The organism is Acidithiobacillus ferrivorans (assembly GCF_016250455.1).
In the GTDB taxonomy this organism is placed as follows: Bacteria; Pseudomonadota; Gammaproteobacteria; order Acidithiobacillales; family Acidithiobacillaceae; genus Acidithiobacillus; species Acidithiobacillus ferrivorans.
The window spans coordinates 612,866-634,602 of record NZ_CP059488.1 but is presented as its reverse complement, the minus strand read 5'-3'; the positions used below and the strand labels follow the sequence as shown (position 1 = coordinate 634,602).

Annotated in this window: 22 protein-coding genes; 13 read left to right on the top strand and 9 right to left on the bottom strand. The window is 56.1% G+C overall.

All coding sequences use genetic code 11. From position 1 onward, the window contains the following. Positions 1 to 15 precede the first annotated feature (15 nt). From H2515_RS03185 to H2515_RS15970, 9 genes are all read right to left on the bottom strand, one after another. Entirely contained in the window at positions 16 to 624 is a 609-nt protein-coding gene (locus H2515_RS03185) for an EAL domain-containing protein (protein ID WP_232821521.1), read from the bottom strand. Positions 625 to 776: 152 nt separating this feature from the next. Then, the gene (locus H2515_RS03180; RefSeq protein WP_085537859.1) at positions 777 to 1,181 is read right to left on the bottom strand and encodes a PIN domain-containing protein; all 405 of its coding nucleotides are present in this window, start codon (positions 1,179 to 1,181) and stop codon (positions 777 to 779) included. Beyond that, a complete protein-coding gene (locus H2515_RS03175; protein ID WP_065413603.1) occupies positions 1,171 to 1,401 on the bottom strand; it encodes an AbrB/MazE/SpoVT family DNA-binding domain-containing protein in 231 nt (76 codons plus the stop codon). The genes H2515_RS03180 and H2515_RS03175 overlap by 11 nt, the downstream gene beginning before the upstream one ends. 406 nt (positions 1,402 to 1,807) lie before the next feature. Next, entirely contained in the window at positions 1,808 to 2,206 is a 399-nt protein-coding gene (locus tag H2515_RS03170) for a GFA family protein (protein WP_198661397.1), read from the bottom strand. Positions 2,207 to 2,888: 682 nt separating this feature from the next. Next, positions 2,889 to 3,065 carry a hypothetical protein gene (locus H2515_RS03165; protein WP_176712600.1) on the bottom strand — a complete coding sequence of 59 codons (177 nt, stop codon included), beginning with the start codon at positions 3,063 to 3,065 and terminating at the stop codon, positions 2,889 to 2,891. A 537-nt stretch (positions 3,066 to 3,602) separates the two neighbouring features. After that, entirely contained in the window at positions 3,603 to 3,893 is a 291-nt protein-coding gene (locus H2515_RS03160; RefSeq protein WP_198660901.1) for a hypothetical protein, read from the bottom strand. A gap of 328 nt (positions 3,894 to 4,221) precedes the next feature. Then, a complete protein-coding gene (locus H2515_RS03155; RefSeq protein WP_232821520.1) occupies positions 4,222 to 6,411 on the bottom strand; it encodes an FAD-dependent oxidoreductase in 2,190 nt (729 codons plus the stop codon). Then, positions 6,411 to 7,124, bottom strand: a complete 714-nt coding sequence (locus H2515_RS03150) for a LysR substrate-binding domain-containing protein (protein ID WP_232821519.1) — start codon at positions 7,122 to 7,124, stop codon at positions 6,411 to 6,413. Before H2515_RS03150 ends, H2515_RS03155 begins: the two co-directional genes overlap by 1 nt. After that, entirely contained in the window at positions 7,121 to 7,369 is a 249-nt protein-coding gene (locus tag H2515_RS15970; RefSeq protein ID WP_232821518.1) for a LysR family transcriptional regulator, read from the bottom strand. Before H2515_RS15970 ends, H2515_RS03150 begins: the two co-directional genes overlap by 4 nt. Before the next feature lie 295 nt (positions 7,370 to 7,664). Here H2515_RS15970 and H2515_RS03145 point away from each other — a divergent pair, with 295 nt between their 5' ends. The 13 genes from H2515_RS03145 (at position 7,665) to argF (ending at position 21,735) form a co-directional block, all read left to right on the top strand. Next, entirely contained in the window at positions 7,665 to 8,048 is a 384-nt protein-coding gene (locus tag H2515_RS03145) for a hypothetical protein (protein ID WP_035193812.1), read from the top strand. Between the two features lie 69 nt (positions 8,049 to 8,117). Then, positions 8,118 to 9,884 (top strand): diflavin oxidoreductase, encoded by a 1,767-nt coding sequence (locus H2515_RS03140; protein WP_035193813.1) that lies wholly within the window; start codon positions 8,118 to 8,120, stop codon positions 9,882 to 9,884. Beyond that, positions 9,874 to 11,571 carry an assimilatory sulfite reductase (NADPH) hemoprotein subunit gene (gene cysI / locus H2515_RS03135; protein WP_198660900.1) on the top strand — a complete coding sequence of 566 codons (1,698 nt, stop codon included), beginning with the start codon at positions 9,874 to 9,876 and terminating at the stop codon, positions 11,569 to 11,571. The genes H2515_RS03140 and cysI overlap by 11 nt, the downstream gene beginning before the upstream one ends. A gap of 7 nt (positions 11,572 to 11,578) precedes the next feature. After that, positions 11,579 to 12,316, top strand: coding sequence for a phosphoadenylyl-sulfate reductase (locus tag H2515_RS03130; RefSeq protein WP_065413601.1), 738 nt, complete (start codon positions 11,579 to 11,581; stop codon positions 12,314 to 12,316). Then, positions 12,313 to 13,251, top strand: a complete 939-nt coding sequence (gene cysD, locus H2515_RS03125) for a sulfate adenylyltransferase subunit CysD (protein WP_197052769.1) — start codon at positions 12,313 to 12,315, stop codon at positions 13,249 to 13,251. The genes H2515_RS03130 and cysD overlap by 4 nt, the downstream gene beginning before the upstream one ends. Then, positions 13,251 to 14,603: a sulfate adenylyltransferase subunit 1 gene (locus tag H2515_RS03120; RefSeq protein ID WP_035193816.1), complete on the top strand. Its 1,353-nt coding sequence runs from the start codon at positions 13,251 to 13,253 to the stop codon at positions 14,601 to 14,603. Before cysD ends, H2515_RS03120 begins: the two co-directional genes overlap by 1 nt. 90 nt (positions 14,604 to 14,693) lie before the next feature. Continuing rightward, a complete protein-coding gene (gene cobA, locus H2515_RS03115) occupies positions 14,694 to 15,515 on the top strand; it encodes a uroporphyrinogen-III C-methyltransferase (protein ID WP_065413600.1) in 822 nt (273 codons plus the stop codon). Positions 15,516 to 16,371: 856 nt separating this feature from the next. Then, positions 16,372 to 16,605, top strand: coding sequence for a sulfurtransferase TusA family protein (locus tag H2515_RS03110; protein WP_065413626.1), 234 nt, complete (start codon positions 16,372 to 16,374; stop codon positions 16,603 to 16,605). A gap of 24 nt (positions 16,606 to 16,629) precedes the next feature. Beyond that, positions 16,630 to 17,769, top strand: coding sequence for an NAD(P)/FAD-dependent oxidoreductase (locus tag H2515_RS03105; RefSeq protein ID WP_065413598.1), 1,140 nt, complete (start codon positions 16,630 to 16,632; stop codon positions 17,767 to 17,769). A gap of 14 nt (positions 17,770 to 17,783) precedes the next feature. After that, entirely contained in the window at positions 17,784 to 18,245 is a 462-nt protein-coding gene (locus H2515_RS03100) for a hypothetical protein (RefSeq protein WP_051984855.1), read from the top strand. A 165-nt stretch (positions 18,246 to 18,410) separates the two neighbouring features. After that, positions 18,411 to 19,637, top strand: a complete 1,227-nt coding sequence (locus H2515_RS03095) for an aspartate kinase (RefSeq protein ID WP_035193819.1) — start codon at positions 18,411 to 18,413, stop codon at positions 19,635 to 19,637. Next, positions 19,637 to 20,803, top strand: coding sequence for an aspartate aminotransferase family protein (locus tag H2515_RS03090; protein ID WP_198660899.1), 1,167 nt, complete (start codon positions 19,637 to 19,639; stop codon positions 20,801 to 20,803). The genes H2515_RS03095 and H2515_RS03090 overlap by 1 nt, the downstream gene beginning before the upstream one ends. After that, positions 20,800 to 21,735 (top strand): ornithine carbamoyltransferase, encoded by a 936-nt coding sequence (argF, locus tag H2515_RS03085; RefSeq protein ID WP_198660898.1) that lies wholly within the window; start codon positions 20,800 to 20,802, stop codon positions 21,733 to 21,735. Before H2515_RS03090 ends, argF begins: the two co-directional genes overlap by 4 nt. Positions 21,736 to 21,737: the final 2 nt, after the last annotated feature.

Here is a 21,737-nt window from a genome sequence, read left to right as displayed (position 1 = left end):
GATGCTACTATATTGTTAATGGGTGTTTTCTGAAGGTGGAGGCTGTGCCTTGGCTACCGCTGCGTTGTCCCGCATGTCCTTCACCGCCTGCCCCAGCCCTTCCTGAAAGCGGTGACTATGCCCATGCAACTGGCCGAGCAGGCGATGGAGTTCCTCGCGCGTTCCACTTTGCCGTACCTGAAGGATTTCCCGACCCAGGATATGCACTGTTTCGTGCTCGGCCAGCGAGGTCTCCACCTCGGGCAGTTCCGATGCATGGGCGTGCAGCCAGGTCGTGATCGGGCAGGCGGCCAGTTCCGTATGCTCGTAATCCTCATGATTCATCACCGACTCTGCTGCCGCCCGCACCCATCCCAGATGCTGGTACAGGGCCAGCATCGGCGTGTCCGCATCCCCGACGCCGAGGACAAAGCTGCGCACAAAATCCGCCACCGCCACCGCTTCCGCCTCCATCGGCCTGGCAATGGCGTATCCCTGGAGATAGTTGATTTTCATCTCGCGCAGGAGGGCGATGTGCGCTTCGGTTTCCACCCCTTCCACGGTGATGAGGACGCCCATCGCCAAGCCCAGATTGACGAGACTTTCGACGAAAATCAGGTCCTGGGGCTTCTCGGGTTGAGTCATCGAGGGTTTCTACCGTGGAAAGAATGAGATGCTACCCCACACGGTCGATGGATATCAGCACAGGAAAACAATCCGGTGTGTAATGCTGCATTAAAGCGACAAAGTCCCGTACTCATAACTGATTGTATTAAAATTGGTATAAACACGTTCTCCTATAAAAATGGGTTGACAATATGCAGGCGCCCCTCAAGAATCTGTCCATGATGCATATCCTCCGTGTATAACGTGACGCAATGCGCCATGAGGGCTGAAGCCACGATCATGGCATCCCAGATATTGTACTGATAGCGCTCTGCAATCTGGATGCCCTGAATATGCGTGTCCAGGGTAACCGATGTGACTTCACAGAGGCGATAGAGAGGCGTTAGTACCTCCCGGACTTCTGGTAAGGACATCGCCATCTTACGCCGGGCGACAGAAGCAAACTCGTTCAGCACCTGGGCGCTAATGATGCCCCCCTGCACGATGACACTTTCTGCTCTATCTGCCTTGACGGTGTCCTCGGATAGCAGATACAGCAACACGTTTGTGTCGAAGAATGCCTTATCACTCGTCATGGGCTTCCAGTCGGTCAAATCGGAAGTCCGCTGGGAGCCTGCCACGATAACGCCTTAATCGAGCGAGCAGTTCAGCATTTTGCAGTGTGCGCTGAATTTGAAATTGCTTTTCGCCCAATACCTCAATCTCGATGTTGTCGCCTTCTTTGAGTCCCAAGGCTGCAACAACGGCAGCCGGGAGACGAACGGCCAGGCTATTCCCCCACTTGGACACTTGCATGCTGAACTCCTAATAAGGTAATTCATGATAAACACTGTTGGCAGTGTATATCATTGGACGGGCGAGCGTGCAAGAAGCGGTGACACAATGGATGCGCACCTTTAGCGGAGAAGTCCATCCAAATTGGATCTGACTGTTTCAGGATGCTGAAGTGGCATGGTGCTCAGAGTATGCCACCGAGTAATAGGCCATCGTCGGCCTACAGCTGCCATCCAGAAATTTATGATACAGTGTACAATGCGTTTGTTGCGCACCCATGCTGTCAGCCCCAGTGAGACAGCGGTGGGGGATGCAACAAGCAACCAGCGGCCGCCGTAGTTGCTCAGGAGGCCGAAATCGATGCCTGTATTCCAGGCCATCACAAGATTGAGATAGGGCCCATAGTCAGAATTCTTAAAGCTATCATCTATCCTGGTTCTCGTTGGAACTTAGGAATATCTGGATTCATAAAATCCCAACGTGCCGCACTGGAAGTGAATATATCAACGCCTGGATTAAATAGCGAGGGGTCATCTAGCGTACCAGCGCGTATGCCTATTATGTCAGGCAGAATTTCTAATTTTGCACATAACTGGGAACCACATCCAGGGCAGAACCCGCGACTAACTTTTCTACCACTATAGGCGGTTGATGCGTAGTATGTGACTTCGCCAGAAATTGTTATAGAAGTCTCTGGTGCAAATAATGCTGGCGTATAGGCTCCACCAGATGTTCTCTGACAATCTCGGCAGTGGCAATTCACCGAGAACACCGTATGTCCTCTAGTCTCATATAAAATAGCCCCACAGAGGCATCCACCAAGCAGTTTTTGGTCATAATAAGTTTCCTTTAGTCAGATGGCTCTATACGGGACATTTTGTATGAATTTGTCTTGTGGCCGCAGTCCCCATCTGGACAAGCGGCCTAATTTTTCCGGGTTCTCAACCTGCCGAATGAGGGTTATTTTGAAGCAAAAAGTAAGGCTTATTTTCCTCGCAGCTGGCAATTGTCCAGCCTGTCGTATCGTTGCCATTGTGGTCTCTCTTTCCTTCATGTCCTTATGAAGGAATCATAGTGCAATTCAGCGGGCCACGTCATCCATTATGTGATCGGTTCCTGAATACTAACTGGCATATGGGCAACCGAATGACCGCAAACAGTTTTAACCCGTCATTGGTGGTTTCGGAACACGCACGGGCATACAGTCGGCCGCTTGAAACGGGACTGCCTACTATTGCCAGGCTATTTCACTCAACGAACTGTGCTCCCCTATAGTTTGGCTATAGCAACAAGGAGCATCTCGCACCGAATAGCGAGGGCAGCAACAGTTTCTCTGGTCAGGCATTGGTCTGGTCCAGATTTAAAATCAGCCTGTGGCGACAGGAGTTAATAGACTTATTGACGAACATGCAATATATAATTAGAATTTTAACCGGTTAATCGAATCTTGGCGAAGATTCGGATATTTAAGTGACAGACTGGATCGGATACCGCTGACTGGCTGAGCGCTATAACGTCTCGGCGGTGCGGCCATTGCGCTCCCAAAGCGCCATTGCCGCATCCAGAGCCACCGTGCGGGAGGGCGGCCACGTCCATGAATCTATAACCCCGGTAGCCAGGTAGTCTGGCCTGCCAACACCTTGGCTGGCCATTTGGCCTTCGCGCTTAAGCACGAAGGCATCCATCTGGAGTTCCTGGCCAGACTATTGAACAGGAAATGCGCAAGGAGGCGAATTATCTGCGCAACCTGCGCATGGCCCGCGAACGCATCAAGATGGTGATCGAAGCGAAGGTCCAGATGGGGATATCGACCACATCCTACGATCCGTGCGTGATAACGGCGGCAAGGTGTCCAACAAGCTGCTCAAGGAGTTCCCGATATTGGCCGACAAGGCCCTAACCAACGAGGTGGATAGCATTATCCAGGCCGCGCCTGTGCAACCATAAGCCTCATTTATTTCTGAGTGCGCATCGTCATTTTTGGTTCCTATATTGGTTTTCTTCTGGCTGGCACCTCTAAAGACCGGCGTAGACTGGCGTGTACTTCACCTTTCCCTGTTCCCTACTTCTGGACATTGGCATGCACCAATTACGATTTCCTGTGCTGGTGTTGACGCCACCAGCACAGACTGACGCGACCCGGGCGTTGGCTTCGCGCAGCGGAATAATCGCGCTAACCAGGTATAGTTATATGAAGACAGATCGCAGGTTATCACATAACGCTACATCCAAAGTTTCCACCATGGTTTAGTTTTTACATTTGTGATCCCCTCAGTAAATGGGGCTTTATTTTCAGGATTCGACATCGGCGTCGTAACAAGTCGTGTGATCGCCCTTGAACCGCACTCAGGGCAAGTTAAACATGCTTCAACATCATCTTCATCCATTTGAATTGTTTTTCTCCAAGCACATGCAAGGCACCCTAATACCACATATCTTTGACGAACTGGATTTTTGATATTCTGTTTCCTTGTTGTTTCAGGTGGTTCGTAATGTAACAAAAAATCCAACATCACTAATCTGCTTTTGTAAAAGTAGTGTGCAATGGCAGACTTGGCAAAATGTATCACCTGTCCTATGACCATTATTTGCCTATTTATTGAGGTGCATAACAGTTTCAGACAACGAGCCACTCATAACGGGCGGCGCGTCGCGTTTTTGCCGCTAAGGTGCACACGCACCTCCCGGGGGGGATCCTGGTCCACAGGGGCCACCTAGTGGAGATCGCGGGGGCCGAGGCGGAGGGGCACCAGCCGGCATTTCCCCACCTTCCCATCTGGCACCCATGACATTTAACAAATAAAATTAGTTGCTTAAGAATTTAAGGCTGATCGAAGGTTCTTAGGTAGGATTTATTCCGCCTTTCAGCGGTCCCTTGTCTCCCGTGATCAGGCGTGTGCCTCGTTTGAAAGTGAGATAGGCCCAGAACCAGTTGAACATCACCGAGATGCGGTTGCGCAACCCGACCAGAAGCGCCACATGAATCAGACCCCATAGCCACCAGGCCGGTGCGCCGCTCACGTTGACACCATTGAAGCTTGCCACTGCAGCTTTCCTGCCGATGGTGGCGAGGCTGCCCATGTGATGGTACGCAAATGGCGGTTGCGCTGGCTGTCCCTGCAGTTTCCGGCGAATCGTCCTTGCCACGTAGGCCCCGCCCTGCTTCGCCGCTGGTGCCAGGCCGGGCACCGGTTTCCCTTTCCAGGCATTGGCCAGCGCCGTATCACCGATAACAAACACGTTTGGTAGACCCGTTACCGAGAGGTCCGCTTCGACTTTCACCCGTCCGCTGCGATCGGCTGCGGCATGGAGCCATCGCGCTGCCGGGGATGCCACGACCCCCGCTGCCCACAATACGGTGCGAGATGCCAGGCGTTCGCCATTGATGCGCACCCCCTCCTGATCGATGTGCTCCACCCGGCTCTCCAGCATGACCTTAACGCCCAACCGTTCGAGTGACCGCTTCGCTTTTTCCGATAAAGTCTCGGGAAAGGTCGGTAATAGGCGCGGAGCCGACTGGACCAAAACTACGCGAGCGCTGGCCGGGTCGAAATAGTGGAACTCCTTCTCCATGCCGTAGCGCGCCAGTTCGGCAACGGCCCCTGCCAACTCGACCCCCGTAGGCCCACCCCCTACAATCACGAAGGTGAGCAGGCTCTGCAGATCAGCGGGATCTTCGGCGGCTTCCGCCCGCTCGAAAGCAGAAAGTACGCGCCGCCGCACTTCCTCCGCGTCATCAATGGTCTTTAACCCCTGCGCATGGGGTTCCCAGTCGTCCCGCCCAAAATAGCTGTGAGACGCGCCCGTAGCGAGCACCAGATAATCATATGGCACACGTCGTTTGCCGATTAACACCTCTTGCTGCACGGTATCGACCCCTGTCACTTGTCCCAACAGCACCCGTACGTTGAAATAATCGCTAAACAGGCCGCGCACCGTAGCAGCGATATCGGCGGGAGACAGCGAGGCCGTGGCGACCTGGTACAATAACGGCTGGAACAAGTGGTAGTTATGGCGATCGATCAAGGTCACCTGCACCGGCGTTTTCGTCAACTTCGCCGCGCAAGTCAACCCACCGAAACCTGCGCCCACGATCACCACGTGCGGCGCCCCTTCCAGCGAGAATATTTGCCTGCCGCTAATCTGTGGCAGGACGCTAAGGATCAGCCTGTCGAGCGACAGGTTACCGGGCCCATACAACGCAACAAGTGCGAGCGTCATCACGAAATATACATCCGCCGGCCCAACCGCGCCGACTATATGCATCCCGGCAACGGCCATGATAAGCACTAGCGCGGCGGGACGGGCAACAAAGCCGAAAGCAAGAAGTAGCGCACAGACCAGCGCCATCATAGGTGTTGGTGCAAAATGAGCCAGCGATTTTTCCGGAATCAGTTTTGCCAGCCCGACGGGTATCGCCGCTCCCAGACTTACCACCAGCAGTGCCAAGCCAAGCCACAGACGGACAACCAATTGATAGTATGACTTGAGGTACTGCGTAACGGCGCCTGCCAGGCGGGTCAGAGCCGTGGCGAAGGGCAGCGCGGTATCCCCTAATCCGCGCGCCAGGAGATGATCCAGCGACAGCGGCCCCGCGCCACATATCACGAACCACCCGAATAGCACTGCCGAGTACAGGTTAATATCCAGGGCGAGGTAGTTGAACTGGACCACCAGCACGAGAATGAGCATGTACAGCGCGGCCCACCGAGTTGCCAACCCCAGCGCGAGCAATACCGGAATAAGCATCTGTATCGCTGCCCCCAGGTAGGTAGGGCTTAGCGGCTCCACCCAAGGCACGGGATAGGCAGCATTAGACAGATAGGGTGCGATGCTCAGATCGAAAATCTTCAATATCCCCGACACAAAGAAGACCTTCGCCAGCCACAGACGGATCAGGAGTCCCACCACGGGTCCAACCGATCGTTCCATCACTCGGTAAACGGCACCGATAATGCCCATCAGCACCAGCAACCAGCGAATGCCATCGGGTGCGAACCGGAGCCGACGGTCGTTAGTGTTCAGCGACACTACCGAAACCCTTTAACAGCAACATTGCAGGAACTTTCATGAGTTGGCAACCGCGATGCATCTTTAGAAATCCTTGTCATATCCAGAGCACTATTCGCTAAAGTGCAATCAAGGTGAGGTGCATACAGCTCTATGAAAGCGGTTAAATACTGGCGCAAATAAGTCTCTTTCCTTAGCGCAAGGTAAGTGATACTCGGCTCAAAAAAGTGGCTGGCATCAAGCATGCCAAGACTTGAATCCCGCGTCGAATCATAAGCCATACTAGCTACAATACCAATGCCTAGCCCCAGTTCTACATAGGCTTTAATTACATCCGGATCAATCGCTGAAAGCACGATATTGGGTGACAATCTGTGATAGGAAAAAGTTTTATCAATCAATGAGCGCCCCGCAACGGCTTGATCATAGGTGATAATAGGATAATCCGCGATTGCTTCCAAGGTCAGCCGTTGGCTTTTCAGCAGATAATGGCCGAGCGGCGCGATGACAACGCGATTCCATTGATAGCAAGGAATGGCAACAAGACCAGCATGAACGTTTAATGCCTCGGTTGCAATAGCCATATCCGCATCACCAGAGGCAAGCAGCTCCGCGATCTGGGTAGGATTACCCTGGCGCAGTCGTAACTGGGCATTCGGGTAACAACGGCCCGTAAATTTTTTTACCGCGCCAGGCAGCGTATATCGGGCTTGGGTACGGGTAGTGGAAATCACGAATTCCCCATAATCTCCAGAAGAAAATCCTGTCCAACTTTGCGAATATTCTCTATATCGCGTATCGCCTGCTGAGCAAAGTGAAAAACCCTTTCACCCTCTGGGGTCATTCCGACTATTCGTTTGCCCCTACGCAAGAAACGTTCAACGTGGAGTTCAGCCTCCAAAAGCTGGATCTGTTTGCTCACCCCAGGCTGCGACGTATGCAGGTTGTCGGCAGCGGCACAGAGCTGTAGTAAGTTCATCCGGATTATTATCACCCAATCTAATCGGCATATAGATATAATATATCGGTCTTTCCACCTTTGTACATCCGTGCTTAGAATCAAAGCCCTTGATGAACTTGGCAAGTTTCCCGCCGTACACATGGGGGTATGCACTTTTGCCAGCGTGGACCGGACTGTCCCAGTCTTTCTGGATCTCGGATTTGCCACGGGATCCCAAGAGGAGAAGGGATCTATGGCTAAGGACTGCCGGGAAGCCACTGCTGCCAGGATACCCACAAAAATATAACCATGTTTTGGAAAGGAGCTCTAACTGATGATTATCAATCGTAAAAAGGCCATTGAACGTGCCACGATTCTTACCCGAACAAGTAGTTTGAACGCGGCGACGATTGCGGTTGGGGAACAACTAGCAGGGGCGGCGGAACTCTCCATGGATATGGCCATAGCCGTGCTCGGCAACAATCAGATCGCCGAAATGGCCGGATTCCTCAATGATAGCAAGACGTGTAAGGAACTTGATGTACCCTGCGACGGCGTGGGATTAGACCTTGATGAGTTGCGGGAGTGGGGCTTGACGAGAAAACAATATTGCGTTGCCCATGAAATCGCGCTGGTTGCCCATATGGTTGATCGGGCTCGTACACACCACAATGAATCTACAGATACACCAAGAATCCTAAGAGCCTATGCTTCTTGAGACTCCCAGAAAGAAAATCGCAGTCATTCGAGCTGCGCTATAAATAATTGTAAAAACCTTAAGGATGACATGGAATCGCTTCAACGATCAGATGTTCCGCTGACTTTCTCCAAACAGGAAGACTTGCGGCGTTTCGCCGAAAGTTTGAACCGCGAGCAATTACTCTGGGCCAGCGGTTACCTGACGGGCGTTGGGAATACGGTCAACGTTCAACGGATATCAGGAGATGCCGATGCGCGTATCACTATCTTGTTTGGTACGGAGACCGGCAACGCCAAAAGGTTGGCGGAGGCTCTGGTAACTAGGGTACAAGCCGCGGGTATGCAGGCTGATCTCCAGGATATGCTGACGTACGGTCGCGCCAAGATGCGGCGGGATCACACCCTGCTGGTTATCGTGAGCACGCATGGCGATGGCGAGCCCCCTGACAGCGCCCGTGCCCTGCACACCCTTTTAACGAACCGCCAAGCGCCGGATTTGCGCCACCTCCGCTTCTCTGTATTGGCATTGGGCGACGCGAGCTACCCTCGGTTTTGCCAGGCCGGAAGGGATTTCGATGCGGCCTTCGCTGCCGCTGGTGCGCATTGCCTGGTCCCCCGAGTCGATTGCGATGTGGATTATGAAGAGCGTGTTACATGCTGGATGGAGCATGTCCTGGAAGCCCTCACCGTTGGCGATTCCTCTCCGGCGGCATCGCTTCCCGCCCCCACTCCGAAACAGGGATACTCGAGCCATGCCACTTTTCCTGCCGTTCTACTGGACAAGGTGAATCTCTCGGGCCGCGGATCGAGCCGGGAAGTCTGGCATCTCGAACTCGACCTCGATGGATCGGGCCTTCACTACGCACCGGGTGATATCCTTTCCGTGAACCCGGCCAATCCGCCGCAACTGGTAGAGGAACTGCTCGATCGGCTCGCACTGGATCACCGGGCTCCGGTACGGACCAGACAGGGTGAAATGCCGCTGGTGGAGGCCCTCGCCGCGCACTATGAAATCACCAGAATCACCTGGCCATTTCTGGAGCGTTACGCGCGCCTCAGTGACGCGAAGGCTTTGCAAAGCGCGATTGCCGGGCGGGATGTCAACGGTCTCGACACCTGGACGGACGGCCGTGATGTCATCGACGTCGTTGGGCAATACCCCGTCAAGGGACTCAGCGCGCAATCCTTCACCGACTGCCTGCGACCCTTACCGCCGCGGCGTTATTCCATCGCTTCCAGCCTTCTGGCCGTCCCGGGCGAAGTCCATCTGACCGTCGCGGCCGTCCGCTACAGCAGCCACGGACGGGAACGCATGGGTGTTGCCTCGACATTTTTGGCCGATCGTATTGCTGTCGGTCGGCCTGTACCCATATTTATCGAGCCCAACGCCGAATTCCGGCTACCCGAAGATTCCGGACAGGCAATGATCATGATCGGGGCCGGGACCGGGGTGGCCCCCTTTCGTTCCTTCTTGCAGGAACGAGAGGCGTTGGGCGCTGCCGGGAATAACTGGCTTTTCTTCGGTGACCGCCACTTCAGCACCGATTTTTTGTATCAGCGGGAATGGCTACGTTGGCTCAGGGATGGACGCCTCACCCGGCTCGACGTCGCCTTCTCGCGCGACCAGGAACGCAAAATATACGTCCAGGACCGTTTACGCGAGCGTGCCGGTGATGTGTTCGCATGGCTTGAAAAAGGTGCCGCCGTGTATGTTTGCGGGGCCGAAGCGATGGGCAGGGCGGTACAGCAATCTCTGGTGGATATCGTTCAATCGGCCGGGCGCACGCAGGTTCAGGCCGAGGAATATATTCTGGAATTGAAACAGACGGGGAGATATCACCGAGATGTCTATTAATGACAAAGCACTTTCCGACGTGGAACGGATCAAGGCGGAGAGCCAGGGGCTGCGTGGCACATTGCGGGAGAGTCTACACAATCCCGTCACCGGTGCGCTGGCGGAAGATGATGTTCAGGTCATCAAATTCCACGGCATTTACCAGCAGGACTATCGCGACCTGCGGGCGGAACGCCACCAACAAAAACTGGAGCCCCTGTATCAATTCATGGCCCGGCTGCGCTTGCCGGGCGGCGTATTAAGCGGAGCACAATGGCTGGCGTTGGGCGATATCGCCCGCACCTACGGCAATGGCGGTCTGCGTATCACCAGTAGACAGAGCATACAATTTCACGGACTGCTCAAGCCGCATCTCCAGCCGACGCTGCAAGCCCTCGATCGGGCACTGCTCGATACGGTCAGCGCCTGCGGCGATGTCAACCGCAACGTCATCGTCAGTTCCGCCCCGCAAATCTCCGCCTTCCATGCCGAGGCATACGGCTGGGCGCAGAAAATTGCCGAGCACCTGCTGCCGCGGAGCCATGCCTATCATGAAATCTGGCTCGACGGCCAGCAGATAACCGCGCCGGAGGAGGATCTCCTGTACGGACCAACTTATCTGCCCCGCAAATTCAAGATTGCCATCGCCGTGCCACCGCACAACGACGTCGATGTGTTCACGCAGGATCTTGGGTTCATCGCCATACACGAGGGTGGGCGGTTGCTGGGATTTAATGTGTGCGTTGGGGGAGGCCTGGGCCGCAGCCACAACAAACCAGATACCTACCCGAGACTGGCGGATGTCTGCGGATTTTGCGCCCCCGGGCAGGTGTTGGCCATTGCCGAAGCCGTGCTCACTACCCAACGCGACTACGGGGATCGGAGTGACCGAAGCCATGCCCGCCTCAAATACACGGTGGACCGTATGGGTTTGGATCGCTTCATACAGGAAGTGCAGCACCGCACAGGGTTCCCCTTATCCCCGTCACGCCCATTTCACTTCGAGACTTCGGGAGATCGTTTTGGCTGGCTCGAGAACGATGATGGAACCGCCTGCCTTACCCTTTTCATACCCGGCGGCCGAATTGCTGATACCGATAATGATCCCTCACTCTGCAGCGGGCTGGATGCACTCGCCCGCCTGCACCATGGCGAGATCCGGCTGACCTGCAATCAAAATCTGCTGATCGCTGGCATTTCCCCTGTGGAACGCCCCCTTGTCGAAACCGTGCTCGCTGAATACGGGCTCAACAGACTGCGGAATCTCACCCCTGTCCGTACCCACGCGATGGCGTGCGTGGCGCTGCCCACCTGCCCTCTGGCGATGGCCGAGGCCGAGCGCTACCTGCCGGTTTTTCTGGATCGCATCGAGGCTTTGCTTGCCGAGACCGGTCTGGAAGGAGAAGCATTGTCGGTGCGTATGACCGGGTGCCCGAACGGGTGCGCCCGGCCCTATCTTGCAGAGATTGGCCTCGTCGGCAAGGCACCCGGTCTTTACGATCTTTATTTGGGCAGCGATCGGACCGGCATGCGCCTAAACACACTTTACCAGGAGGCAATGGGCGAAGAGGCCCTGCTGGATACCCTGCGTCCCTTGTTGAAGCGCTTTGCCGGGCAACGCAGGGCCGGCGAGACATTCGGGGACTTTGTCCGACGACAGAATTTATTACCGCCGGAGCCCGGCCTTCCGCATACAGGGAGGCAGTGAGGAACCCATGAGTGCAGAGACCAGAATACAGGAGGTGCTCCTCCTTTTTGGGGAATTGCGCAACGCGCCATACGCACCAGCGACTTTTGCCACCAGCTTTGGGGCGGAAGACATGGTGCTCACGGACCTGATTGCGAAGCATGCGCCCTGGATGGAGATATTCACCCTCGATACCGGCCGTTTGCCGGAGGAAACCTACCGACTGATGCAGGAAACCCTGGGGCATTATCGCCTTCCCATCCAGGTGTATTTCCCGGAGCACGGGACAGTGGAGCGCTACGTCCGGGAATATGGGCCCAACGCCTTTTATGAAAACCAGGAATTGCGCAAGACCTGTTGCCATATGCGCAAGGTCGAACCCTTGCGGCGGGCATTGCGGGGGAAAGGGGCCTGGGTGACCGGAATGCGCCGGGAGCAGGCGCTGTCGCGGCAGGACCTCGCCGTCCGGGAATGGGACGCGGCCCACGAGATACCCAAGTTTAATCCCCTGGCCGATTGGCATGGCGAGGAAGTCTGGGACTACATCCGTCGTTTTGAGGTGCCCTACAATCACCTTCATGATCAGGGTTACCCCAGCATCGGCTGTACCCCCTGCACGCGCGCCGTCGCCCCCGGCCAGGATATCCGCGCGGGTCGTTGGTGGTGGGAAAATCCGGATACCAGAGAGTGCGGCTTGCATGTCGTTGACGGCAAACTGATCCGCACCAGACCTGCAACACCACAAAAAACAGCAGGACAAATATGATGCATACTGTAGTCGAAAAACATGTTCCCGATGCCGCCAGCAATCACCATCTGGACTGGCTGGAATCAGAAGCGATTCACATCATGCGCGAAGTCGCCGCAGAATGCGGCAATCCGGCGCTGCTGTTTTCCGGCGGCAAGGATTCGGTGGTGCTGGTGCGCATCGCCGAGAAGGCCTTCCGTCCCGGCAAGTTCCCGTTTCCACTGGTACATATCGATACCGGCCACAACTTCGCTGAAGTCATCGAATTCCGCGACCAACGCATTGCTGAACTGGGTGAGCAACTGATCGTGCGTTCGGTCGCGGAGTCGATCAGGCGCGGCAGCGTGCGCCTGCGTAACCCCGCAAGCGATTCGCGTAATGCGGCGCAGGCCGTCACGCTGTTGGAGGCCATCGCTGAGTTTCAGTTTGATGCCTGCATCGGCGGTGCCCGTCGCGACGAAGAGAAGGCGCGCGCCAAGGAGCGGATTTTTTCATTCCGCGACGAGTTCGGGCAGTGGAATCCGAAGGCGCAGCGCCCGGAACTCTGGGATTTATATAACACCCACATGCACCCTGGCGAAAATATGCGCGTGTTCCCGATCTCCAATTGGACCGAATTGGACGTCTGGCAATACGTCGCCCGCGAAAAACTGGCGCTGCCGCCGATTTATTTTGCCCATGCGCGCCAGGTCATTGCGCGCAACGGCTTTCTGGTACCGCTGACCACGCTGACACCGGCCCAGGAAGGCGAGGTAATCGAGACCCGAGTCGTGCGTTTCCGTACGGTCGGCGATATCTCATGCACCTGCCCGGTGGCGTCGGATGCCGCCACCGTCGAGGCCATCATCGCCGAGACCGCCATGACCAAAATCACCGAACGCGGTGCAACCCGGATGGATGACCGGACATCGGAAGCCTCAATGGAACAACGCAAGAAGGCAGGATATTTCTGATGAACGCGGCCATTCCCAAACAGTTTTTGCAGGAGCTGACCAGAGAGCGCGGCTTGCTGCGCTTCATTACTGCCGGTTCGGTAGATGATGGCAAGAGCACCCTGATCGGCCGTCTGCTGTTCGACAGCAAGGGCATTTTTGCCGACCAACTGGACGCTATGTCGCGCGCCAGACACCGGCGCAGCACCGGCGACACGATCGACCTGTCGCTGCTGACGGATGGTCTGGAAGCCGAGCGCGAGCAGGGCATCACCATCGACGTCGCTTACCGCTACTTCGCCACGCCCCGGCGCAAGTTCATCATCGCCGATACCCCAGGTCATGAACAGTACACGCGCAACATGGTCACCGGGGCATCCACCGCCGACGCCATCATCATCCTGATTGACGTCTCGAAAGTGCGGCTGGGCGACGATGGCAGCGTGGAATTACTGGTGCAAACCAAGCGCCATTCGAGCATAGCCCACCTGTTGCAGATCGAGCATGTCGTGGTCGCGGTCAACAAGATGGATCTGGTGCATTACGACCAGACGGTATATGACCGTGTCGTACAGGCATATCGGGAATTCGCGCAGCAAATGGGCGTGGCGGACGTCCGCACGATTCCACTGTCCGCCCTGGCAGGCGACAACGTGGTTATCGCGGGCGACAGGATGCCCTGGTATCAGGGGCCAACGCTGATCGCACTGCTCGAATCCCTGAGCGTCTATGACGCATGCCATGACGAGCCGTTGCGTTTTCCGGTACAACTGGTGGCGCGCCACAATGGTCACGAGGCCAATGACTTCCGCGGTTACATGGGTCGTATCGAAGCTGGAAAAGTCAGCAGGGGCGACCGACTGGTAGTGCAGCCAGGCGGCTCGACGGCGACCGTGAAAGACATCCTGATACTTGATCAGTCGCTGGAATCGGCTGTCGTCGGCCAATCGGTAACGCTGCTGCTGGAGGAACACCTGGATATTTCGCGCGGCGACATGCTTGCATCCGCCGATCGTCCGGCCAATCCGCTCAAAACCGTCACCGCCGACGTCTGCTGGTTGTCGGAAGAGCCACTCGATCTGCGTCGCAAATACTGGCTGAAACACACAACCCGGCAAGTCACCGCGCGCGTCACCACAATCAACACGTTGCTCGACATCAATACACAGCAAAAACAGCCGGCAGCCACCTTGCAACTGAACGATATCGCCAATATCACGCTGAACGTGCAACAACCGCTCGCTGCCGATGCATATGACGCCATTCGCTCGACCGGTGCGTTCATTCTGATTGATGAAGTGACCCATCAAACAGTCGCCGCGGGGATGATTCGCCGCGACGCTTCTGGAGTGGAAAATGTATCAGGATGCTAAAAACTTCTTTCTCCAGAATATAGAGGATTACCACCAGCGTTGCCCTGTCGGCGGGATGTGGCTCCTGCGGAGAGATGGAGGATTGCGTCTATGAGCGGAGTTAGTTACGGCAGCGCTGGAAAAGTCTGGATTGTTGGGGCGGGTCCCGGCGACCCGGAACTCCTCACCCTGAAGGCGGCCACGCTTGTAGGCATGGCCGACATCATCTTCCATGACGCACTGGTTAATATTCGCATCCTGGCAATGGCACGACCAGATACCCAATTGGTGAACGTCGGCAAACGTGGCGGCCAGCCCTCAACTTCTCAGGTGAGCATTCATACACGTATGATTCACGCCGCGCGGCAAGGCATGCGGGTAGTTCGCCTCAAAGGTGGTGATCCCTTTATTTTTGGGCGCGGTGGTGAGGAATGTATAGCCCTGTGGACGGCTGGTATCGACTATGAAGTGGTGCCCGGCATCACCAGTGGCAGTGCCGCCGCTGCCGCTGTCGGCGTGCCACTTACTTACCGCACAATCAGCCAATCTGTCCTATTTGTAACGGGACATGCGGCCCCGGGGGACCCTCCGATAGATTGGGCTCATCTCGCAAAGGCTGCGGATACACTGGTAATTTACATGGGGCTAGCACAGACAACGGAGATCCAGGGCGGCTTAATCGCCGGTGGGCGGCATCCAGACACGCCCGTACTGGCGGTACATTGGGTGACCTTGCCACAACAGCGCCATGTGTGTACCCGGCTAAACCGGTTTGCCGATGTCATCCATGAAGCTAATCTTGGTAGTCCGACAATCATCATTGTGGGTGAGTCGGTACGCCTGTCGCAACGCCTGTCGTTGGAGGAAAACATCCATTCGGAAGATTTTCAGCGGACAAAAACACGTAACATTACGGAGGTTTTTAGCGTATGACTGAAGAAAACTTATTGCTTTTATATAGCCGAATGGAGTTGTTACTTTTAGAACATACCCGCCATGCACGGAGCGGTTACCACCATTATTATAGAGGATGTTCAGCACCTGATTGACCTGGTATAGATTTCAGGAATACATGCACATTGACGGACTACAGAGACAAAGTTTACAGATATTGCAAACAATATTAACTGCACTGACTGGATGTATTTTCATCACGTAAAATCAGGAGCGTATGACAATGAGAGAAACTACCGTTCATATTTTTAAGGATAAAGAGCGTCACATTGTAGCATGCCAACTGGAAGACTCTAAAAATATAATTTTAAGGTTTTCTTTGGATGATGCACAACTCACCCCATTGCACATGTTAAACATAGCTCTTGGTCAATGCATAGCTGAACTCGCCTTGCGGTTTCTGGAGCGCAGGAATCTAAAATCATGTTGCCTGACAACCATCTGCATGGCAGTAAAAAATACCGGTTCCGTTCGGATAGAATGTGCTGATATTATATTGAAATTACCTTTACAACTGTCGGCAGAAGACGAGACAGTTCTGATTAGGATGTTGCACCAATGTCCGATACATTCGGCCATTTCAGGGAGCGTTTCAATTAGGATTTCAATATGCGATGGCCGTGAACTAATTTCGCAGTACGAACAGAATCTATTAACCAACGTGTAGCACACGGCAGCAGCCATTTATGATTTGGCAAGTAGTATATCATCATTTGCGGCGATGGCGATGTGGGGATCGGAAGGACACATTAAATTTTTGTCGATAAATGCCTTTCCGTATATTGCGAAGGAGCACAGATCCTCATTTTTAATGCTGTTGAGCAAGGAGCTGGTGATGAGCATACAAAGAGTCGTAGATGCCCGTGGCAGTTTTTGTCCCGGGCCGTTGATGGAATTGATATCAAATATGAAGATGATGGCTGTGGGCGATGTCCTGGAACTCCTGTCCACGGATGCCGGTTCCGCCGCCGATGTCCCGGAGTGGATCAAGAAGGTCGGCCATACAATGATCAATACGGAACAGGATGCCGAAGGGACCTGGCATATTCGAGTCCGCAAAGAAAAATAACCCATCATTACGAAGGAGTGCATCATGAAGATTCTCGTCATCGGCGGCGGTATGGGTGGTACTATTTTTGCCAACCATCTGGCCCGCCGTCTCCCACACGAAATGAAGACCGGCAAGACCCAGATCATCATGCTCTCGGCCAACCACCAGCACATCTATCAGCCTGGCTGGTTGTATGTGGCCATGGGCCGTGCCACCCCGGATGAACTGGTCCGTGAGCAGGCAAGCCTGTTGGAGCCTGGCATCGAGTTCCATGTGGACCCGGTGGAAGAGTTTCACCTCGCCGAGAATCACGTCAAGTGCAAGAGCGGCAAGGTCTATGAGTATGATCTCATCGTCATCTCCACAGGTTCCCGGCCCACGCCAGAGACCATCCCCGGCCTCCGGGAGAACTCTATCCACTGCTATACGGCGGATGACGCGCTGAACTTTTTCAGGCAACTGTCGGCGTTCAAGGGCGGACGCATCGTCATCACCGTCGGCCTGCCGCACAAATGTCCGATGATTCCGCTGGAAATCACCTTTGCCATGCACGACTTCATCAAGGATCGCGGTCTGCTGGACAAGACGGAGTTTTACTACACCTATCCCATCGGTCGCGTCCATAGCCTGGAGAATGTCGCCAAGTGGGCGGCACCGGAATTCGACCGCATGGGCATCCGATATGAAACCTTCTTCAACATGAAGGAGGTGGATGGCAAAAATGCTGCCGTCCTCAGCGAGGAAGGTGCTGCCGTGAAATACGACCTGTTGGTGGCGGTTCCGCCGCACAAGGGTCAGGAGGTTATCGAGAAAAATGGTCTCGGTGAAAACGGTTGGATCCCTACCCATCGCAACAGCCTGCATATGGAAGGTGAATATGGTAAAAATGTTCTGGTACTGGGCGATACCACCAATATTCCCATCAGCAAGGCCGGTTCCACCGCCCATTATGAGGCAGAGGTCGCCGCTGAAAATGTCGCGGCACTGATCAAGATTGGGTGCCCGGTGCGGGAATATGACGGCAAGGTCTTCTGCTTCATTGAAGCGGGCAAGGAGCGCGCCACCTATGCTTCGTTCAACTACCAGACGCCGCCCCAGCCCAAAGTGCCAACCGGTGCCGTCCATGCCTTCAAGATGGCCTACAATCAACTCTACTGGGCGACTGCCCGTGGTTTACTCTAAAGAGGGAGGACAGCATGGCTACCGTAATCTCAGAACACCATACCCACGATGCCGAACTGCGCCGGGCCCAGGAGGCCTTGGCCGAGCTGGTCAACAATGGCGACCTTGACCGCCTCGTCCAGCTCGCGCGCTTGATCGGCTCTGCCCAGGATGCCATGAGCGACGAGATGATCAGCCGGATGGCTGGCATGGCGGGGGATGCCCTCTGTCTGGTGGACCGCATCACGCGCGCAGGCACGGCGGAACGCCTGCTAGAGGTGGCCGAGCAGATCGAAAAGACCCATGTCATGACGGATCTCCTCCAGTCTCTCGCCGGCGCCGCTGAAGAATCCGCCCATGCCCCCACGCCCAAGGGCGGCGTGGGCGGCCTCTGGGAGATCATCAGGCAACCCGAAACCCAGCAGACCATCCAGTTCCTCATCCTGGTGGGCAAACATTTCCGCTCCCGCCGGCGCGCCCATCCTGCCGAAGCATAGGATCTTGCTTGCCGCACTTGCCGCCCCCGCACGCCTAACCACCAGAAAATATTGTCGGCACAGCACCGCAAACGGCTTCCGCAAAGGACGTCCGTAGCGCGTCCTGTACAGACCCCGCCGCAACGATTTATCATTTGCCCTTAATTTTTCATGAAATCACTGAAAATGGCACTCATCGTACAGAAGTTTGGCGGCACCTCCGTTGGCAGCGTGGAACGCATCCGGGCCGTCGCGGAACGGGTCACGGCCAGTCATCGCACCGGTCATCAGGTAGTGGTGGTCGTCTCCGCCATGTCGGGTGAAACCGACCGTCTCCTGCAACTGGCGCGCGCCCTGGCCGATGCCCCGGCGGAACGCGAACTGGACACCCTGCTCAGCACCGGCGAGCAGGTGACCATTGCGCTGCTGAGCATGGCGCTGGAGAGTATCGGTCAACCCGCCATTTCGTTCACCGGCGGGCAGGTCGCCATCATGACCGATTCTGCCCATACCCGGGCGCGCATTGAGCATATTGACGACCATAAGATCCGGGCAGCACTGGATGCCGGCAAGATTGTGGTCGTCGCGGGCTTTCAGGGAGTCGATCCGCATGGCAATATCACCACCTTGGGGCGCGGCGGTTCGGATACCACCGCAGTGGCCCTGGCGGCGGCGCTGCATGCCGATGAGTGCGACATTTTCACCGATGTGGATGGCATCTACACTACCGACCCGCGGGTAGAATCCCGGGCACGCCGCCTGGATCGCATCACTTTTGAAGAAATGCTGGAAATGGCCAGCCTCGGTGCCAAGGTTCTACAAACCCGTTCCGTCGAATTCGCCATGAAATACCATGTTCCCGTGCGGGTCTTGTCGTCTTTTCAGGATGGTCCCGGCACTCTGGTTACCAATGAGGAAAATTCTGTGGAAGCTCCCCGTGTCTCCGGTATCGCCTTCTCCCGCAATGAGGCGAAAATCACCGTCGTCGGTGTGCCCGATCATCCGGGCATTGCCTATGCCATTCTGGGCCCGATTTCCGCGGCCAATATCAATGTGGACGTAATCCTCCAGAATGTTTCGGAGGCGGGTAAAACCGACTTCACCTTCACGGTGGAGCGCAATGATTTCGCCAAGACCCAGGGTATTCTCCAGGGCGTGGCCCGGGAACTCGGCGCCGAGGATGTACGGGGCGATACCCACATCGTCAAGGTTTCCGTGGTGGGCGTCGGGATGCGCTCCCATGCCGGTATCGCCGCCACCATGTTCGAAACGCTGGCACGGGAAAACATCAATATCCAGATGATATCCACCTCTGAGATCAAGATTTCGGTCGTCATTGAAGAAAAATATCTGGAACTGGCGGTGCGGGCACTGCACGCGGCTTTCGCCCTGGACGGAGAGGTACCCGCCTGATGCCACTCATGTCCACTTATGCCCGACTACCAGTCGCTTTTGCGAGGGGCGAGGGAGTATGGCTCTATGATACCGAGGGGCGCCGTTATCTGGACGCCCTGGCAGGGATCGCCGTCTGTGGCCTGGGTCACAGCCATCCGGCCGTGACCCGCGCCTTGCAGGCCCAGGCCGGGCAACTGCTACACACCTCCAATCTCTACCACATTCCTGCGCAGGAAAAACTGTCTGACACCCTCTGCGCGATCAGTGGGATGGATGCGGCCTTTTTCTGCAATAGCGGTGCCGAGGCCAATGAAGCGGCCATCAAAATCGCCCGTCTCCATGGTCATGGCAAAGGCATCGCCGAACCGCAGATTCTGGTATTCAGCAACGCTTTTCATGGCCGCACCCTGGCGGCACTGACGGCCACCGGTAATTTTCGCATCCAGGAAGGCTTCGGCCCCTTGATGCCAGGCTTTGTGCGCGCCCCTTATGGCGATCTCCACACCGTCCGCGCGCTGGTTGCAGCCAACCCCGGCATTTGCGCCATTCTCGTCGAACCTGTTCAGGGCGAAGGCGGTGTACGCCCGGCGCCTGAAGGTTTTCTGATGGGCTTACAGGAAGTCTGCGACGCGCATGGACTACTCCTGATGCTGGACGAAGTGCAGACAGGCATCGGTCGTACCGGGGCTTTCTTCGCCTACCAGCAGATTCCTGGTCTGCTTCCCGATGTGCTCAGCCTCGCCAAAGGACTGGGCAACGGGGTACCCATCGGTGCCATGCTCGCCCGCCAGTCGACCACTGCCCTCTTCGGACCGGGCAAACACGGCACCACCTTCGGTGGCGGGCCTTTGGTCTGTGCCGCCGCGCAAGCCGTACTGGATACCATGCAGCGGGAAGCCATACCAGCCCACGCCGAACGTATGGGTGCCCTGCTGCGCCAGCGCCTGCAAGAGCGCCTGGGACAACATCCCGAGGTGGTGGAAGTGCGCGGCATGGGCCTGATGGTCGGTATCGAACTGGCCCATAAGCCCGAACGTCTGGTGGAACGCGCCCTGGAAGCGGGACTACTTATCAACGTCACTGCCGAACGGGTGATCCGTCTGTTGCCGCCACTGATTCTGCAAGCGGCGGAAATCGACCTCCTCGTCGCTGGCCTGGCCAGCCTTCTGGAATCCGCATCATGAATATTCGTCACTTTTTACGCCTCTCCGATCTCGGCCCCAGCGAACTGCGGGCACTCCTGCAGCGCGCCATCGCCCTGAAGAAAATCCAGCGTGCGGGCGAGCGCTACGCCCCTTGCGCGGGCCGGACACTGGCGATGATCTTCGAGAAATCCTCCACCCGCACCCGGGTGTCATTTGAGACGGGCATGGCGCAGTTGGGCGGTCACGCCCTTTTTCTCTCACCACGGGATATCCAACTGGGGCGCGGCGAGAGCATTGAAGACACCGCCAGGGTAATCTCGCGCATGGTCGATATGGTGATGATTCGCACCTTCGGTCACGACAATCTCATCCGCTTTGCCGCCGCCTCGCAAGTGCCGGTGATCAACGGGCTCTCCGACGACCACCACCCCTGTCAACTTCTGGCCGATCTGATGACGGCGACGGAACACTGGGGTGACCTGCGCGGCAGGACTGTGGCCTATATCGGCGACGGCAGCAATAATATGGCTCACTCTTGGATGGAAGCCGCCCGGATTTTCGACTTTCGACTGCGCATCGGCGGCCCTGCAGGGTATGTACCCAGCACCGAAATGCTACAGACCGGCGGCAACCAAGTCACAGTCCTGCACGATGCAATGGCCGCAGCCTGCGGTGCCGACCTGATCGTCACCGACGTCTGGACCAGCATGGGGCAAGAAGAAGAGGCCGCCGCACGCAAAGCGATTTTCGCCCCTTTCCAGGTCAACACCACGCTCATGGCCGCGGCGGCGGCGGACGCCTTATTTATGCACTGCCTTCCTGCCCACCGTGGCGAGGAGGTCAGCGCCGATGTCATCGATGGACCCCGGTCTGTCGTCTGGGAAGAGGCGGAAAACCGCCTGCACGCCCAGAAAGCCCTGATGGAATTATTATTTGGCATCGGCCCCGTGGCCGCACTGCAAGGAGATTGATG